This is a genomic window from Kocuria tytonicola, from assembly GCF_003687455.1.
Classification (GTDB): Bacteria; Actinomycetota; Actinomycetes; order Actinomycetales; family Micrococcaceae; genus Kocuria; species Kocuria tytonicola.
On the sequence record NZ_PHOA01000005.1, the window covers coordinates 19322 to 34319 of the forward strand.

General features: G+C 66.4%; 24 protein-coding genes. All 24 read left to right on the forward strand.

Translation table 11 applies throughout. From position 1 onward, the window contains the following. The first annotated feature begins 70 nt into the window (after positions 1–70). The 24 genes from tuf to map all read left to right on the forward strand — a co-directional run bounded on the left by tuf (position 71) and on the right by map (position 14953). Complete coding sequence (gene tuf, locus CWC38_RS01390) at positions 71–1261, forward strand: elongation factor Tu (protein ID WP_110919096.1); 1191 nt, start codon at positions 71–73, stop codon at positions 1259–1261. A 508-nt stretch (positions 1262–1769) separates the two neighbouring features. Beyond that, positions 1770–2078 (forward strand): 30S ribosomal protein S10, encoded by a 309-nt coding sequence (gene rpsJ / locus CWC38_RS01395; protein WP_003803825.1) that lies wholly within the window; start codon positions 1770–1772, stop codon positions 2076–2078. Between the two features lie 16 nt (positions 2079–2094). Continuing rightward, positions 2095–2751 carry a 50S ribosomal protein L3 gene (gene rplC, locus CWC38_RS01400; protein ID WP_121845064.1) on the forward strand — a complete coding sequence of 219 codons (657 nt, stop codon included), beginning with the start codon at positions 2095–2097 and terminating at the stop codon, positions 2749–2751. A 5-nt stretch (positions 2752–2756) separates the two neighbouring features. Continuing rightward, a complete protein-coding gene (gene rplD, locus CWC38_RS01405) occupies positions 2757–3377 on the forward strand; it encodes a 50S ribosomal protein L4 (RefSeq protein WP_121845065.1) in 621 nt (206 codons plus the stop codon). Next, positions 3374–3679, forward strand: a complete 306-nt coding sequence (rplW, locus tag CWC38_RS01410) for a 50S ribosomal protein L23 (RefSeq protein ID WP_121845066.1) — start codon at positions 3374–3376, stop codon at positions 3677–3679. Before rplD ends, rplW begins: the two co-directional genes overlap by 4 nt. Positions 3680–3710: 31 nt before the next feature. After that, entirely contained in the window at positions 3711–4550 is an 840-nt protein-coding gene (gene rplB, locus CWC38_RS01415; protein WP_047979388.1) for a 50S ribosomal protein L2, read from the forward strand. Between the two features lie 12 nt (positions 4551–4562). After that, a complete protein-coding gene (gene rpsS / locus CWC38_RS01420) occupies positions 4563–4844 on the forward strand; it encodes a 30S ribosomal protein S19 (RefSeq protein ID WP_035959716.1) in 282 nt (93 codons plus the stop codon). Between the two features lie 53 nt (positions 4845–4897). Beyond that, positions 4898–5263, forward strand: a complete 366-nt coding sequence (gene rplV / locus CWC38_RS01425; protein ID WP_055085353.1) for a 50S ribosomal protein L22 — start codon at positions 4898–4900, stop codon at positions 5261–5263. Further along, positions 5264–6091: a 30S ribosomal protein S3 gene (gene rpsC, locus CWC38_RS01430; RefSeq protein ID WP_121845067.1), complete on the forward strand. Its 828-nt coding sequence runs from the start codon at positions 5264–5266 to the stop codon at positions 6089–6091. It begins immediately after the preceding gene. Then, positions 6091–6507, forward strand: a complete 417-nt coding sequence (rplP, locus tag CWC38_RS01435; protein WP_012397695.1) for a 50S ribosomal protein L16 — start codon at positions 6091–6093, stop codon at positions 6505–6507. The genes rpsC and rplP overlap by 1 nt, the downstream gene beginning before the upstream one ends. Positions 6508–6510: 3 nt before the next feature. After that, positions 6511–6807, forward strand: a complete 297-nt coding sequence (gene rpmC / locus CWC38_RS01440; RefSeq protein WP_121845068.1) for a 50S ribosomal protein L29 — start codon at positions 6511–6513, stop codon at positions 6805–6807. Next, positions 6804–7091 carry a 30S ribosomal protein S17 gene (gene rpsQ, locus CWC38_RS01445; protein WP_121845069.1) on the forward strand — a complete coding sequence of 96 codons (288 nt, stop codon included), beginning with the start codon at positions 6804–6806 and terminating at the stop codon, positions 7089–7091. The genes rpmC and rpsQ overlap by 4 nt, the downstream gene beginning before the upstream one ends. Before the next feature lie 502 nt (positions 7092–7593). After that, positions 7594–7962 carry a 50S ribosomal protein L14 gene (rplN, locus tag CWC38_RS01450; protein WP_012397698.1) on the forward strand — a complete coding sequence of 123 codons (369 nt, stop codon included), beginning with the start codon at positions 7594–7596 and terminating at the stop codon, positions 7960–7962. 1 nt (position 7963) lies between these two features. After that, positions 7964–8302: a 50S ribosomal protein L24 gene (gene rplX / locus CWC38_RS01455; RefSeq protein ID WP_019309641.1), complete on the forward strand. Its 339-nt coding sequence runs from the start codon at positions 7964–7966 to the stop codon at positions 8300–8302. Beyond that, positions 8302–8871 carry a 50S ribosomal protein L5 gene (gene rplE / locus CWC38_RS01460; protein ID WP_121845070.1) on the forward strand — a complete coding sequence of 190 codons (570 nt, stop codon included), beginning with the start codon at positions 8302–8304 and terminating at the stop codon, positions 8869–8871. Before rplX ends, rplE begins: the two co-directional genes overlap by 1 nt. A 74-nt stretch (positions 8872–8945) precedes the next feature. Then, positions 8946–9344, forward strand: a complete 399-nt coding sequence (gene rpsH / locus CWC38_RS01465) for a 30S ribosomal protein S8 (RefSeq protein WP_121845071.1) — start codon at positions 8946–8948, stop codon at positions 9342–9344. 31 nt (positions 9345–9375) lie between these two features. Then, the gene (gene rplF, locus CWC38_RS01470) at positions 9376–9912 is read left to right on the forward strand and encodes a 50S ribosomal protein L6 (RefSeq protein ID WP_121845072.1); all 537 of its coding nucleotides are present in this window, start codon (positions 9376–9378) and stop codon (positions 9910–9912) included. 2 nt (positions 9913–9914) lie between these two features. Continuing rightward, a complete protein-coding gene (gene rplR / locus CWC38_RS01475; protein ID WP_121845073.1) occupies positions 9915–10286 on the forward strand; it encodes a 50S ribosomal protein L18 in 372 nt (123 codons plus the stop codon). Then, entirely contained in the window at positions 10283–11011 is a 729-nt protein-coding gene (gene rpsE / locus CWC38_RS01480) for a 30S ribosomal protein S5 (RefSeq protein WP_121845074.1), read from the forward strand. Before rplR ends, rpsE begins: the two co-directional genes overlap by 4 nt. Beyond that, complete coding sequence (gene rpmD, locus CWC38_RS01485) at positions 11011–11217, forward strand: 50S ribosomal protein L30 (protein ID WP_121845075.1); 207 nt, start codon at positions 11011–11013, stop codon at positions 11215–11217. Before rpsE ends, rpmD begins: the two co-directional genes overlap by 1 nt. Before the next feature lie 2 nt (positions 11218–11219). Further along, positions 11220–11687 carry a 50S ribosomal protein L15 gene (gene rplO / locus CWC38_RS01490; protein ID WP_121845076.1) on the forward strand — a complete coding sequence of 156 codons (468 nt, stop codon included), beginning with the start codon at positions 11220–11222 and terminating at the stop codon, positions 11685–11687. Between the two features lie 189 nt (positions 11688–11876). Further along, a complete protein-coding gene (gene secY / locus CWC38_RS01495; RefSeq protein ID WP_121845077.1) occupies positions 11877–13190 on the forward strand; it encodes a preprotein translocase subunit SecY in 1314 nt (437 codons plus the stop codon). 206 nt (positions 13191–13396) lie between these two features. Then, positions 13397–13963: an adenylate kinase gene (locus CWC38_RS01500; protein ID WP_121845078.1), complete on the forward strand. Its 567-nt coding sequence runs from the start codon at positions 13397–13399 to the stop codon at positions 13961–13963. Between the two features lie 156 nt (positions 13964–14119). Further along, a complete protein-coding gene (map, locus tag CWC38_RS01505; RefSeq protein WP_121845079.1) occupies positions 14120–14953 on the forward strand; it encodes a type I methionyl aminopeptidase in 834 nt (277 codons plus the stop codon). Positions 14954–14998 lie beyond the last annotated feature (45 nt).

Consider the following 14998-nt stretch of genomic DNA (forward strand, 5'->3'; position numbering starts at 1 on the left):
CTGCGGTCCGTGCTCCGGGGTCCGGAGCAGTCGAGCAAGTCTCACCTCAATGTTCTAGGAGGAACACATCATGGCGAAGGCCAAGTTCGAGCGCACCAAGCCGCACCTCAACATTGGCACCATCGGCCACGTTGACCACGGCAAGACCACGCTCACGGCTGCGATCTCCAAGGTCCTGGCCGACAAGTACCCGGACGTCAACGAGCAGCGCGACTTCGGTGCCATCGACTCCGCCCCGGAGGAGAAGCAGCGCGGTATCACGATCAACATCGCGCACATCGAGTACCAGACCGACAAGCGCCACTACGCCCACGTGGACGCCCCCGGTCACGCCGACTACGTGAAGAACATGATCACCGGTGCGGCTCAGATGGACGGCGCGATCCTCGTGGTCGCCGCCACCGACGGCCCCATGGCCCAGACCCGCGAGCACGTGCTGCTCGCCCGCCAGGTGGGCGTTCCCTACCTGCTGGTGGCGCTGAACAAGTCCGACATGGTGGACGACGAAGAGCTCCTCGACCTCGTCGAGATGGAGGTCCGCGAGCTGCTGTCGGACCAGGGCTTCGACGGTGACAACGCCCCCGTGGTGCGCGTCTCCGCGCTCAAGGCCCTCGAGGGCGACGCCGAGTGGGTCAAGTCCGTCGAGGACCTCATGGAGGCCGTGGACGAGAACGTGCCGGACCCCGTCCGCGACACCGACAAGCCCTTCCTCATGCCCATCGAGGACGTCTTCACCATCACCGGTCGCGGCACCGTGGTGACCGGCCGCGCCGAGCGTGGCACCCTGCCGATCAACTCCGAGGTCGAGATCGTGGGCATCCGCCCCGTGCAGAAGACCACGGTGACCGGCATCGAGATGTTCCACAAGCAGATGGACGAGGCCATGGCGGGCGAGAACTGCGGTCTGCTGCTCCGCGGTCTCAAGCGTGACGACGTCGAGCGCGGTCAGGTCGTGTGCAAGCCGGGTTCCATCACCCCGCACACCGACTTCGAGGCGAACGTCTACATCCTGTCCAAGGAAGAGGGCGGGCGTCACAACCCGTTCTACTCGAACTACCGCCCGCAGTTCTACTTCCGCACCACGGACGTGACCGGCGTCATCACGCTGCCCGAGGGCACCGAGATGGTCATGCCCGGTGACAACACCGAGATGACGGTGGAGCTCATCCAGCCCATCGCCATGGAGGACGGCCTCGGCTTCGCCATCCGTGAGGGTGGCCGCACCGTGGGCTCCGGGCGAGTCACCAAGATCATCAAGTAAGTCCAGGTGATCGGGTGAGGCACTGAGCCGCACCACGAAGGCCCCGCGGTCCTGTGGAGGACCGCGGGGCCTTCGCACGTCTCGGCGCTGCGCGGAGCCCTGCTCCGCGCCGCCGGTCCTCGGTTTGCGCGCCACTGCCGTGTCTGGCAGAATGGTCGCTGTTGTTCGCTCAGCGGCGCGAGTCATCGCGCGCTCTGCACGAACGTCAGGTCCATCGCGAGAACCGGGTGCGGAGCAGGTGTGCAGCCGAAGCAAACGCAATGCGCCGGCACCACGCGCAACCGCGCCGCGAACAACCATCGTCACCGGTACCAGTTCACAGTGTGGACTCGTCCTCGTCGCCTTCCGCGCGACACGCCCGAGTTCGGGTGCCGGGGCCCCGGCAGGGTGAGGAACCCGGATGTCCTTTCCGGATTCAGTCTGTGCGGGGAGGCGGAGAAGACCGCCGAACACAAAGGAGTCACGGACTCCGTACAGGGAAGTACTTCAGAAAGAGAGTCACGACGCCATGGCGGGACAGAAAATCCGCATCCGGCTGAAGTCCTATGACCACGAGGTCATCGACGTCTCGGCCCGGAAGATCGTTGAGACGGTGACGCGCGCAGGCGCCACGGTGGTGGGACCCGTCCCGCTGCCCACCGAGAAGAATGTGTACTGCGTGATCCGTTCGCCGCACAAGTACAAGGACAGCCGTGAGCACTTCGAGATGCGCACCCACAAGCGGCTGATCGACATCATCGACCCCACGCCCAAGGCCGTCGACTCGCTCATGCGTCTCGACCTGCCCGCTGACGTGAACATCGAAATCAAGCTGTAAAAAGGATCGCATCCCAATGACTACCACTTTCGAACGCCAGGTGAAGGGCCTGCTGGGCATCAAGCTCGGCATGACCCAGGTCTGGGACGAGAACGGGAAGTTCGTGCCGGTGACCGTGGTCAAGGCCGACTCCAACGTCGTGACGCAGCTGCGCAATGAGGACAGGGACGGCTACAACGCCGTTCAGATCGGCTTCGGTGCGATCGATCCCCGTAAGGTGACCAAGCCCCTGGCCGGTCACTTCGCCGCCGCAGGCGTGACGCCCCGCCGCCACGTCGTCGAACTGCGCACTTCCGACGCCGCCAGCTACGAGCTCGGGCAGGAGCTGTCCGTCGAGCTCTTCGAGTCCGGCGCCAAGGTCGACGTCGTCGGCACCACCAAGGGCAAGGGCACTGCCGGCGTCATGAAGCGTCACGGCTTCTCCGGCGTGGGCGCCTCCCACGGTGCGCACAAGAACCACCGCAAGCCGGGTTCCATCGGCGGCGCGTCGTACCCCGCTCGCGTGTTCAAGGGCATGCGCATGGCCGGGCGGATGGGCAACGCCCGTCACACCACTATGAACCTGACCGTGCACGCGGTTGACGCCGAGAACTCCCTGCTGCTCATCAAGGGCGCCCTGCCGGGCCCCAAGGGTTCGGTCGTCCTCGTCCGTTCCACCGTGAAGGGAGCTTGATACCCATGGCAACTGAAACCGTCAACGTCGAGCTGCCCGCTGAGATCTTCGACGCACAGACCAACGTGGCGCTGCTGCACCAGGTCGTCGTCGCGCAGCTGGCCGCCGCCCGACAGGGCACGCACAAGACCAAGACCCGCGCCGAGGTCTCCGGCGCAGGCCGCAAGCCGTTCAAGCAGAAGGGCACCGGCCGGGCTCGTCAGGGCTCCATCCGTGCTCCTCACATGACCGGTGGTGGCGTGGTGCACGGCCCCACGCCGCGTGACTACTCCCAGCGCACGCCCAAGAAGATGAAGGCCGCCGCCCTGCGCGGTGCCCTCTCCGACCGGGCACGCAACGGCCGCATCCACGTGGTCGCTGAGCTGGGCGGCGCGCAGCCGTCCACGAAGGCCGCCAAGGAGGCGCTGCGTTCGATCTCCGAGCGCAAGAACCTGCTGGTCGTGCTGGCCCGTGGCGAGGACAACGCCGCTCTGTCCGTGCGCAACCTGGTCAACGTGCACGCCGTGTACGCGGACCAGCTCAACACGTACGACGTGCTGGTCTCGGACGACGTGGTCTTCACCCAGGCCGCCTACGAGTCGTTCGTCGCAGCCGCGTCCGGTAGCAAGCAGGAGGACGCCAAGTGAGCGCCATCTACAACAAGGACCCGCGCGACGTCATCATCCGTCCCGTGGTCTCCGAGAAGTCCTACGGCCTGATCGACGAGGGCAAGTACACCTTCCAGGTGGACCCCTCGGCGAACAAGACCGAGATCAAGTACGCGATCGAGCACATCTTCGGTGTGAAGGTTGCGTCCATCAACACCCTCAACCGTCCCGGCAAGCGCAAGCGCACTCGCTTCGGCTGGGGACAGCGAAAGGCCACCAAGCGTGCCGTCGTGTCCCTTCGGGAAGGCTCCATCGACATCTTCGGCGGTCCGCTCTCCTGAGCGGAGACCACTTTAACGAGGAACTCAAAACATGGCTATCCGTAAGCACAAGCCGACAACCCCGGGCCGTCGTGGCTCGTCGGTTGCGGACTTCGTAGAAATCACGCGCACCACGCCCGAGAAGTCCCTGGTGCGTCCGCTGCCCAAGAAGGGTGGACGCAACAACACCGGTCGCATCACCACCCGTCACAAGGGCGGTGGGCACAAGCGCCAGTACCGCGTGATCGACTTCCGCCGTCACGACAAGGACGGCGTGGACGCCAAGGTCGCGCACATCGAGTACGACCCGAACCGCACGGCTCGCATCGCGCTGCTGCACTACGTGGACGGCACGAAGCGCTACATCATCGCGCCGAACCGTCTGAAGCAGGGCGACGTCGTGGAGTCCGGCCCCAACGCGGACATCAAGCCGGGCAACAACCTGCCGCTGCGCAACATCCCGGTGGGCACCGTGCTGCACGCCGTGGAGCTGCGTCCCGGTGGGGGAGCGAAGCTCGCCCGTTCCGCCGGCGCCTCCGTGCAGCTGGTGGCCCGTGAGGGCAAGTACGGCCAGCTGCGCCTGCCCTCCGGCGAGATCCGCAACGTGGACGTGCGCTGCCGCGCCACCATCGGCGAGGTCGGCAACGCCGAGCAGTCGAACATCAACTGGGGCAAGGCCGGTCGCAACCGCTGGAAGGGCATCCGCCCGACCGTCCGCGGTGTCGTGATGAACCCCGTGGACCACCCCCACGGCGGTGGCGAGGGCAAGACCTCCGGTGGTCGTCACCCGGTCAACCCCAACGGCAAGCCCGAGGGACGCACCCGTCGCCCCAACAAGGAAAGCGACAAGCTCATCGTGCGTCGTCGTCGTACCGGCAAGAACAAGCGCTAAGGAGCCTGACTAATGCCACGCAGCCTCAAGAAGGGCCCTTTCGTTGATCAGCACCTCTTCGTGAAGGTCGCCAAGGAGAACGAGAAGGGCACCAAGAACGTCATCAAGACGTGGTCCCGCCGCTCGATGATCGTCCCCGACATGCTCGGCCACACGATCGCCGTGCACGACGGACGCAAGCATGTTCCCGTGTTCATCACGGAGTCGATGGTCGGTCACAAGCTCGGCGAATTCGCTCCCACCCGCACGTTCCGCGGCCATGTGAAGGACGACAAGAAGGGCAAGCGTCGCTGACCCTCCGGGGTGAGCACGCTGCACTTCTTCGACAAGACGAGAGAAGGAAAGCAATGGAAGCCAAGGCATCTGCGCGCTACATCCGCGTGACGCCTATGAAGGCCCGGCGCGTCGTCAACCTGATTCGTGGCCAGCAGGCGAATGAGGCATTGGCGATTCTGAAGTTTGCCCCCCAGGCAGCTTCCGAGCCGGTGTTCAAGGTTCTCGAGTCCGCCGTGGCGAACGCCCGGCAGAAGGCCGACCGCGAGGGTCTCGCGTTCAAGCCGGAAGACCTCGTGGTCTCCGCGGCCTTCGTGGACGAAGGACCGACCATGAAGCGGTTCCAGCCGCGTGCCCAGGGCCGTGCGTACCGCATCAACAAGCGCACGAGCCACGTGACCGTGGTCGTGGCGACCCCGGAGAAGGAGGAGGTCCGCTAAGTGGGACAGAAAATCAACCCCAACGGATTCCGTCTGGGCATCACCACCGACCACGTCTCGCACTGGTACGCCGACTCCAACCAGCCGGGTCAGCGCTACAAGGACTACATCCGCGAGGACGTCAAGATCCGCGAGCTCATGTCCAAGGGCATGGACCGCGCCGGCATCTCCAAGGTCGAGATCGAGCGCACCCGTGACCGGGTCCGCGTGGACATCCACACGGCCCGCCCGGGCATCGTGATCGGCCGCCGCGGCGCCGAGGCGGACCGCATCCGCGGCGAGCTCGAGAAGCTCACCGGCAAGCAGATCCAGCTGAACATCCTCGAGGTCAAGAACCCCGAGATCGACGCGCAGCTGGTTGCCCAGGGTGTCGCCGAGCAGCTGGCCTCCCGTGTCGCGTTCCGTCGCGCCATGAAGAAGGCCATCCAGTCCGCGCAGCGGGCTGGTGCCAAGGGCATCCGCATCCAGTGCGCCGGCCGTCTGGGCGGCGCGGAGATGTCCCGTTCGGAGTTCTACCGCGAAGGCCGTGTGCCCCTGCACACCCTGCGCGCGAACATCGACTACGGCTTCTTCGAGGCGAAGACCACCTTCGGCCGCATCGGTGTGAAGGTCTGGATCTACAAGGGTGACCTGACCGACAAGGAACTCGCCGCCCAGCAGGCTGCTGCTCCGTCCTCGCGCGGACGCAACGACCGTCGCGGCGGTGGCGAGCGGCGTCGTCGCCCGAATGACCGTAACGACCGTGGCGGGCGCCGTGAGCGCGACTCCGCCGCAGCCCCGCAGCAGAACACCGCTGCGGAGGCGCCCAACGCAGAGGGTGGTAAGTAATGCTCATCCCACGTCGTGTGAAGTTCCGCAAGCAGCACCACCCGCGTCGTCGCGGGCAGGCCAAGGGCGGAACCCAGGTCACCTTCGGTGAGTGGGGCATCCAGGCGATGAGCCCGGCCTACGTGACGAACCGTCAGATCGAGGCCGCTCGTATCGCCATGACCCGCCACATCAAGCGTGGCGGCAAGGTCTGGATCAACATCTACCCGGACCGTCCCCTGACCAAGAAGCCCGCCGAGACCCGCATGGGCTCCGGCAAGGGTTCCCCCGAGTGGTGGATCGCCAACGTCAAGCCCGGACGCGTCATGTTCGAGATCTCGGGCGTGAGCGAGGACGTGGCCCGTGAGGCGCTGCGCCTGGCAATCCACAAGCTCCCGATGAAGGCACGCATCGTGCGTCGCGAAGGCGGTGAATGATCAATGGCTATTGGATCCAAGGATCTGAACATGGACAACCTTGCGGCTCTTGACACCGGTGCCCTCACCGACCAGCTGCGCAAGTCCAAGGAAGAGCTGTTCAACCTGCGCTTCCAGGCTGCAACCGGGCAGCTCGAGAGCAACGGCCGCCTCAAGTCCGTGAAGCGTGACATCGCCCGGATCTACACCGTCCTGCGGGAGCGCGAGCTCGGCATCCGCGAGGACGTGGCGCCGGCTGCCGCGAAGACCGAGAAGAAGGCCTCGAAGAAGGCTGCCAAGTCTGAGGATGATGCCAAGTGAGCGAGCAGGTCAACAACGAAACGGCCGCGGCCGAGCGCGGTGACCGCAAGTCCCGCCAGGGCTACGTGGTCTCCGACAAGATGGACAAGACCGTGGTGGTCCAGGTCGAGGACCGCGTCAAGCACGCGCTCTACGGCAAGGTCCTGCGCAAGTCCAAGCGCGTGAAGGCCCACGACGAGCAGAACTCCTGCGGCGTCGGCGACCTCGTGCGCATCGTCGAGACCCGTCCGCTGTCCGCCAGCAAGAACTGGCGGATCGTGGAGATCATCGAGAAGGCCAAGTAGGCCCTTCCCGATCGGGTTCGTCCCCGCAGCCCCCGTCCGGCACAGCCGGGCGGGGGCTGCTGCGCGTCCGCGTCCACTCTGCGGTTGGAGTTCGGACCGCGGATGCGGTAGATTGGGCCGGTACGCGTGTCGTCACACGTGTGCCCATCTGGCTTCGACCCTGCTGAGCCGGAATCCACGACCGGCGTCCCCGCCCTTCCGGGGCGCGACGTCCGGCGGCAAGTGCCGCGGTCCGCCGCGGCAGGCGTCACACCAGACCGGTGCGACCGCTGCGAGAACTTGTTCGTTGATTCTGCACTCAGCCACGAATCCGAGCAGGGCAGCACGGCGAGTCACCTCGCCCACACGTTCGACCACCGCGTGCAAACTGCGTGCAGCGCCCCGGGCCCCTCCTACGGCCTCGGGGGAGACCGTGGCACGCAGAGTTCACACGACCACCGTTCCGCAAGGCTCGACATTCAGCAGGTTTGGATGAGAACCGGCGCGACGACAGGAGTATTCAGTGATTCAGCAGGAATCGCGGCTGCGGGTTGCCGACAACACGGGTGCGAAGGAAATTCTCACCATCCGTGTGCTCGGTGGATCCGGACGCCGCTACGCAGGCATTGGCGACGTCATCGTCGCCACCGTCAAGGACGCCATCCCCGGCGGCAACGTCAAGAAGGGCGACGTGGTCAAGGCGGTTGTGGTCCGTACCAAGAAGCAGAGGCGCCGTCCCGACGGTTCCTACATCCGTTTCGACGAGAACGCCGCAGTGATCTTGAAGAACGACGGGGACCCCCGCGGCACGCGCATCTTCGGCCCCGTGGGCCGCGAGCTGCGCGACAAGAAGTTCATGAAGATCGTCTCGCTGGCTCCGGAGGTGCTCTGACATGGCTAAATTCAAGATCAAGACCGGCGACCTCGTACAGGTCATCACCGGCAAGAACAAGGGCGAGCAGGGCAAGGTCCTGCGCGTGATCACCGAGACCTCCCGCGTGGTGGTCGAGGGTGTGAACGTGGTGACCAAGCACAAGCGCGCCAATGCCCAGGGCGAAGCCGGCGGCCTCGTCAAGTCCGAGGCTCCCATCCACATCTCCAACGTGATGCTCGTGGACCCGGAGACCGGCAAGCCGACCCGTGTGGGCTACCGCACCGAGACCGTGGAGCGCGACGGCAAGCAGAAGACCGTCCGCGTCCGCGTGTCCAAGAGCACCGGCAAGGATCTGTGATGAGCGAAACGACCGAAACCAAGTTCACCCCCCGGTTCAAGACCAAGTACCAGGAGACCGTTGCTCCGGCTCTGCAGGAGCAGTTCGGCTACGCGAACGTCATGCAGATGCCCCGCGTGGTCAAGGTCGTGGTCAACATGGGTCTGGGCGAGGCGGCCAAGGATTCCAAGCTGGTGGACAACGCCATCAAGGACCTCACCGCCATCACCGGCCAGAAGCCCGTGGTCAACCGTGCCAAGAAGTCCATCGCGCAGTTCAAGCTGCGTGAAGGCATGCCCATCGGCGCGCACGTCACCATGCGCGGCGACCGCATGTGGGAGTTCCTCGACCGCCTGGTCACGCTCGCGCTGCCGCGCATCCGTGACTTCCGCGGCCTGTCGGACCGCCACTTCGACGGCAACGGCAACTACACGTTCGGTCTGACCGAGCAGTCGATGTTCCACGAGATCGATCAGGACAAGATCGACCGCGTGCGCGGCATGGACATCACCGTGGTCACGTCCGCGAAGAACGACGACGAGGGCCGCGCGCTGCTGAAGGCGCTCGGTTTCCCGTTCAAGACCAACTAATTCCATCGACGCCAGAAGGTCCCTGCGGGCTGCAACCGGCAGGGAAACCGTGGCGAGGAAGGGCTGAAGCCCACATGACAATGACAGATCCCGTCGCAGACATGCTGACGCGTCTGCGCAACGCGAACTCCGCCTACCACGACACCGTGAGCATGCCCTACTCCAAGCTCAAGGCTCGTATCGCGGAGATCCTCAAGGCCGAGGGCTACATCGCGGACTGGTCCGAGGAGCCCGCACGGGTCGGCAAGACGCTGACCCTGCAGCTCAAGTTCGGCTCCAACCGTGAGCGCTCCATCGCCGGTGTTCGCCGCATCTCCAAGCCGGGTCTGCGCGTGTACGCGAAGTCCACGAATCTCCCCCGGGTGTTCGGTGGTCTCGGCATCGCGATCCTGTCCACCTCCTCCGGGCTGCTGACTGACAAGCAGGCCGGCAAGAAGGGCGTGGGCGGGGAAGTCCTCGCGTACGTCTGGTAATCGGTAGCACAGAAGAAGAAAGGAAGAAGACATGTCACGTATTGGACGTCTCCCGATCTCTGTGCCCGCCGGTGTGGAGGTTTCCGTGGACGGTTCCGCAGTGTCGGTCAAGGGCCCCAAGGGCTCGCTGACCCACACGGTGGCGGCACCCATCACGGTGGTCGTCGAGGACGGCACCGTGCAGGTGTCCCGTCCCAACGACGAGCGCGAGTCCCGCTCGCTGCACGGTCTCACGCGGTCCCTGATCGCCAACATGATCCAGGGTGTGTCCCAGGGATACACCAAGCAGCTGGAGATCGTGGGCACCGGTTACCGAGTGCAGGCCAAGGGCGCCGACCTGGAGTTCGCTCTGGGCTACAGCCACCCCGTTCCCTTCAGCGCGCCGGACGGCATCACGCTGTCCGTGGAGGGGAACAACAAGGTCTCCGTTTCCGGTATCGACAAGCAGCAGGTTGGCCAGGTTGCCGCGAAGATCCGCTCCCTGCGTCTGCCCGATCCCTACAAGGGCAAGGGCGTCCGCTACGCGGGCGAGCAGATCCGCCGCAAGGCCGGAAAGGCTGGTAAGTAATCATGGCTCTCGTAATCAAGGGAAAGTCGAAGGCTGCCCAGCGAGCACGGCGTCACCGCCGCGTCCGCAAGCACATCGCCGGAACCGCGCTGCGCCCCCGTCTGGTGGTCACGCGTTCCACCCGCCACATGGTCGCCCAGGTGATCGACGACGACAAGGGCTTCACCCTGGTCTCGGCCTCCACCATGGAGGACGACCTGCGTGCGTCCTCCGAGGACAAGACCGCCAAGGCCAAGCGCATCGGCGAGCTGATCGCGGAGCGCGCCAAGGCTGCGGGGATCGAGACCGTCGTGTTCGACCGCGGCGGCAACAAGTACCACGGCCGTGTGGCCGCGGTGGCCGAGGGTGCCCGTGAAGGAGGTCTGGCGCTGTGAGCGAGCAGAAGAACGAGAAGGAAACTCAGGTGAGCGAAGCCACCAACGGTTCCAACGAGACGGCCGGGGCGAACACCTCGGACCGCCAGGGATCGGACGAGAACCGCGGTGGCCGCGGCGGTCGCAACGACCGCGGTGGACGCAACGAGCGGGGCGGTCGCAACGAGCGCGGCGGCCGCGGTGGCCGCGGCGGCCGTGACGAGGAGAAGGACAAGTTCCTCGAGCGCGTCGTCACGATCAACCGTGTCTCCAAGGTCGTGAAGGGCGGTCGTCGCTTCAGCTTCACCGCTCTCGTGGTCGTCGGCGACGGCAACGGCATGGTCGGCGTGGGCTACGGGAAGGCCAAGGAAGTTCCCGCGGCCATCTCCAAGGGCGTCGAGGAGGCCAAGAAGAACTTCTTCCGGGTCCCCCGCGTGGAGGACCGCACCATCCCGCACCGTGTGCAGGGTGAGGCCGCAGCCGGCGTCGTCATGCTGCGTCCGGCCACCCCGGGTACCGGTGTGATCGCCGGCGGTCCGGTGCGTGCGGTCCTGGAGTGCGCGGGCATCCACGACGTGCTCTCCAAGTCCCTCGGCTCGTCCAACCAGATCAACATCGTGCACGCGACCATCCAGGCGCTGCGTGAGCTCGAGGAGCCCGCGTCCGTGGCGGCCCGCCGTGGCCTGCCCATGGACGAGGTCGTTCCGGCGCCGTTGCTGCGCGACATCCAGAAGGCAGGTGCCTGATGAACGGAAAGCGCATCCAGGCCACCGGTGCGACCCTGCGCGTGAAGCAGGTCCGCTCCGTGGTCGGTCAGAAGCAGAACATGCGCGACACGCTGCGTTCGCTCGGTCTCAAGCGTCCGGGCCAGGTCGTGGAGCGCAAGGCCGATGCGGCCACCGCGGGCATGATCAACACGGTGTCGCATCTCGTCCAGGTCGAGGAGGCTTGAGCATGGCTGAGAACACCCAGAACAAGAGCCACGCTCTGAAGGTCCACCACCTGCGTCCGGCCCCCGGATCCCACCAGGCCAAGACGCGTCTTGGCCGTGGTGAGGCATCCAAGGGCAAGACCGCGGGTCGCGGCACCAAGGGCACGAAGGCGCGCTACCAGGTCAAGGCCGGGTTCGCCGGCGGCCAGCTGCCGCTGCACATGCGCCTGCCCAAGCTGCGCGGGTTCAAGAACCCGTTCCGCGTGGAGTACCAGGTCGTCAACCTGGACCGCCTGGGCGAGCTGTTCCCCGAGGGCGGCACCGTCACCGTGGCGGACCTCGTCGCCAAGGGTGCCGTGCGCAAGAACCAGCCGGTGAAGGTGCTGGGCAGCGGAGAGATCTCCGTGGCTCTCAACGTCACCGCGGACAAGTTCTCGGCCTCTGCGGCCGAGAAGATCTCCGCGGCCGGCGGTTCCACGCAGACCGCGTGAGCTGCCACCAGCTTTCAGTTGTAGGGTGAGTCCCTGAACTGAGACGGGCCCCGTGCCGATTGTCGGCGCGGGGCCCGTTGCTTTACCCAGGATGTCTCCACGGCGCTGCGCCCGGGTGGAACGGCATCCTTCGCTAGACTTGCCCGGGGTCGGAACCGACCGGGCCACCACGTTCTTGGAGGAGGACCTGTGCTCAGTGCTTTCGCGCGGGCGTTTACCACGCCTGAGCTGCGCAACAAGCTGCTGTTCACACTGGGGATCATCGTGATCTACCGGTTGGGGACGTTCATTCCCGCCCCGGGTGTGGACTACGGCAACGTCCAGCAGTGCCTTGCCATGGGCAACACCACGGGCGGCGCGTACGACCTGATCAACCTGTTCAGCGGCGGCGCGCTGCTGCAGCTGTCCATCTTCGCGCTCGGTGTGATGCCCTACATCACGGCCAGCATCATCGTGCAGCTGCTCCGCGTGGTCATTCCCCGGTTCCAGGAGCTCCACGAGGAAGGCGCGCAGGGGCAGACGAAGCTCACGCAGTACACGCGCTACCTCACCATCGGGCTGGCCGCCCTGAACGCGACGACCGTGATCTCGCTCGCCCGCTCGGGTAGCCTGCTCGGGAACTGCCCCCTGCCGATCATCCCGGACGACTCCCTGATGGTGCTCGTGATCATGATCATCACCATGACGGCCGGCACCACCGTGATCATGTGGCTCGGTGAGCGCATCACGGACCGCGGCGTGGGCAACGGCATGTCCCTGCTGATCTTCACGTCCATTGCCGCCACCTTCCCCTCCGCGCTGGGAGACATCCTCCGCACCCGCGGCTGGGGCATCTTCCTGGGCGTGTGCGCGATCGGGCTGGTGGTCATCACCTGCGTGGTGTTCGTGGAGCAGTCCCAGCGCCGCATCCCCGTGCAGTACGCCAAGCGCATGGTGGGCCGTCGCACGATCGGCGGCACGAGCACCTACATCCCCCTGAAGGTCAACATGGCCGGCGTGATCCCCATCATCTTCGCCTCCTCCATGCTGACCCTGCCGACCATGATCGCGCAGTTCGCCATGCCGGACGACGGCAGCCCCGCACCGGGCTGGGTCACCTGGGTCACCACGTACCTCGCGCGCGGCGACCACCCGGTGTACATGACGATCTACTTCCTGCTGATCGTGGCGTTCACGTACTTCTACGTGTCCATCACCTTCAACCCGGAAGAGGTCTCCAACAACATGAAGCGCTACGGCGGCTTCATCCCGGGCATCCGCGCGGGCCGTCCCACGGAGAACTACCTGCGCTACGTGCTCTCCCGGATCACGCTGCCCGGTGCGCTGTACCTGGGTGTGATCTCCATGATCCCGCTCATCGCACTCGTGCTGTTCGACGCGAACCAGAACTTCCCCTTCGGCGGGCCGTCGCTGCTCATCATGGTGGGCGTGGGCCTGGACACCGTGAAGCAGATCGACGCCCAGCTGCAGCAGCGGCACTACGAAGGCCTGCTGCGCACCTGAGCCGGTGCGGCGGCGTCGCCCTGTGCCATGACCCGGGCCCGAGTAGCGCGGGGGTCGGCACGACGGACCCGTCCGACCCGGTGAGGAAGCGGGAACACCGGCGCGCCGGGTCCGGGCGGCGTCGCGCGTGGGGGCCGCACCGTCCTCGGGCCCACGTGGCGCCCCGGTAGAGTGGAGCCAAGTACACGCTCACGCAAGGAGAGATCATGACCCGCATGCTGATCATCGGACCCCCAGGCGCAGGCAAGGGCACCCAGGCCGCCCGGATCTGCGATCGGCTGGACGTTCCCGCCATCTCCACGGGGGACATCTTCCGCGCGAACATCAAGGACCAGACGGAGCTCGGCCGAGAGGCACAGGGCTACACGGACGCCGGCAACCTGGTGCCGGACTCGGTGACCAACAGCATGGTCCGGGACCGGTTGTCGCAGCAGGACGTGACGGACGGCTTCCTGCTGGACGGCTACCCCCGCACGGTGGCACAGGTCGAGGAGCTGGACCGCATCCTCGAGACCAACGGCGTGGCCCTGGACGTGGTCCTGCTGCTCACCGCCGACAACGACGAGCTCGTCACCAGACTCCTGGGCCGCGCGCAGGAGCAGGGACGCACGGACGACACCGAGGACGTCATTCGCCACCGGCTGGACGTGTACGACGAGCAGACCGCTCCGGTGGTCGGGATGTACGAGGACCGCGGGATCGTGGTGCGTGTGGACGGTCTCGGCAGCATCGACGAGGTGACCGAGCGGATCATGGCGGCTCTGCCGCGCTGACCCGCCCACCGCGGAGCGCGGCCCCGGGAAAACGACACGGGTGAGCCCCCGGTCCGGTGTCCCGCACCGGTCCGGGGGCTCAGCCGTCACAACAGCAACGACTTCGCGACGGGCGGTGATCCGGCGCGGAGTCATCGAGGGAAGGACCCGCGCACCGTGTTCGGACGCCGCAAGATCCAACTGAAATCCGACGCCGAGCTGGCCGCCATGGCCAGGGCAGGGGTGGTCACCTCGCGCGCGCTCGACGCCGCCGTGGCCGCCGCCGTGCCCGGGGCCACCACCGCCGACCTCGACCGTGCGTTCCGTGAGGTGCTGGACGAATACGACGCCGGGTCCAACTTCCTCGGCTACTACGGCTACCCGGCCACCGTGTGCACCTCCGTCAACGACGAGGTGGTCCACGGGATCCCGGGGGAGCGGGTCCTCGTGGAGGGTGACATCATCTCGATCGACGGCGGCGCGGTGGTGGCCGGCTGGCACGGGGACTCCGCGCGCACCGTGCTCGTGGGCGACCGTCACGATCCCGCGGACCAGGAGCTTTCGGACGTCACGCGTGCGGCCATGTGGCGTGGGGTGGCCGCCATGGCCACCGGGACGCACGTGGGGGACATCGGCCTCGCGGTGGAGAACCACGTCCGCGAGAAGGTGGGCGGGCGGCTCGGCATCCTGGAGGACTACGTGGGCCACGGCATCGGCACCGAGATGCACATGGCACCGGACGTCCCGAACTTCGCCATCAAGCACCGTGGGCCGAAGCTCGTGACCGGCATGGCCCTGGCCATCGAGCCCATGCTCGTGCGCGGGGGCATCGAGACCCGCGTGCTGGAGGACGACTGGACGGTCGTGACCGTGGACGGTTCCCGTGCCAGCCAGTGGGAGCACAGCGTGTGCCTGCACAGCGAGGGGGTGTGGGTGCTGACCGCGGAGGACGGGGGCGCCTCCGCACTCGCCCCTCTGGGCCTCCACCCCGTGCCCATCCCGGGGTCCTGACCCACCATCCCCGATCCGAGACGCCCGCGAGGAAGAGGACAGCAG

What these genes read in the sequence shown, in the direction of transcription:
- rplR (WP_121845073.1), top strand. Translation starts at nt 9,915, where the DNA reads ATGGCTCTCGTAATCAAGGGAAAGTCGAAGGCTGCCCAGCGAGCACGG.
- rpsH (WP_121845071.1), top strand. Translation starts at nt 8,946, where the DNA reads ATGACAATGACAGATCCCGTCGCAGACATGCTGACGCGTCTGCGCAAC.
- rpmD (WP_121845075.1), top strand. Translation starts at nt 11,011, where the DNA reads ATGAACGGAAAGCGCATCCAGGCCACCGGTGCGACCCTGCGCGTGAAG.
- tuf (WP_110919096.1), top strand. Translation starts at nt 71, where the DNA reads ATGGCGAAGGCCAAGTTCGAGCGCACCAAGCCGCACCTCAACATTGGC.
- rplV (WP_055085353.1), top strand. Translation starts at nt 4,898, where the DNA reads ATGGAAGCCAAGGCATCTGCGCGCTACATCCGCGTGACGCCTATGAAG.
- CWC38_RS01500 (WP_121845078.1), top strand. Translation starts at nt 13,397, where the DNA reads ATGACCCGCATGCTGATCATCGGACCCCCAGGCGCAGGCAAGGGCACC.
- rplB (WP_047979388.1), top strand. Translation starts at nt 3,711, where the DNA reads ATGGCTATCCGTAAGCACAAGCCGACAACCCCGGGCCGTCGTGGCTCG.
- rpmC (WP_121845068.1), top strand. Translation starts at nt 6,511, where the DNA reads ATGGCTATTGGATCCAAGGATCTGAACATGGACAACCTTGCGGCTCTT.
- rpsS (WP_035959716.1), top strand. Translation starts at nt 4,563, where the DNA reads ATGCCACGCAGCCTCAAGAAGGGCCCTTTCGTTGATCAGCACCTCTTC.
- rpsJ (WP_003803825.1), top strand. Translation starts at nt 1,770, where the DNA reads ATGGCGGGACAGAAAATCCGCATCCGGCTGAAGTCCTATGACCACGAG.
- rplE (WP_121845070.1), top strand. Translation starts at nt 8,302, where the DNA reads ATGAGCGAAACGACCGAAACCAAGTTCACCCCCCGGTTCAAGACCAAG.
- rplC (WP_121845064.1), top strand. Translation starts at nt 2,095, where the DNA reads ATGACTACCACTTTCGAACGCCAGGTGAAGGGCCTGCTGGGCATCAAG.
- rplO (WP_121845076.1), top strand. Translation starts at nt 11,220, where the DNA reads ATGGCTGAGAACACCCAGAACAAGAGCCACGCTCTGAAGGTCCACCAC.
- rplF (WP_121845072.1), top strand. Translation starts at nt 9,376, where the DNA reads ATGTCACGTATTGGACGTCTCCCGATCTCTGTGCCCGCCGGTGTGGAG.
- rplP (WP_012397695.1), top strand. Translation starts at nt 6,091, where the DNA reads ATGCTCATCCCACGTCGTGTGAAGTTCCGCAAGCAGCACCACCCGCGT.
- rplD (WP_121845065.1), top strand. Translation starts at nt 2,757, where the DNA reads ATGGCAACTGAAACCGTCAACGTCGAGCTGCCCGCTGAGATCTTCGAC.
- rplX (WP_019309641.1), top strand. Translation starts at nt 7,964, where the DNA reads ATGGCTAAATTCAAGATCAAGACCGGCGACCTCGTACAGGTCATCACC.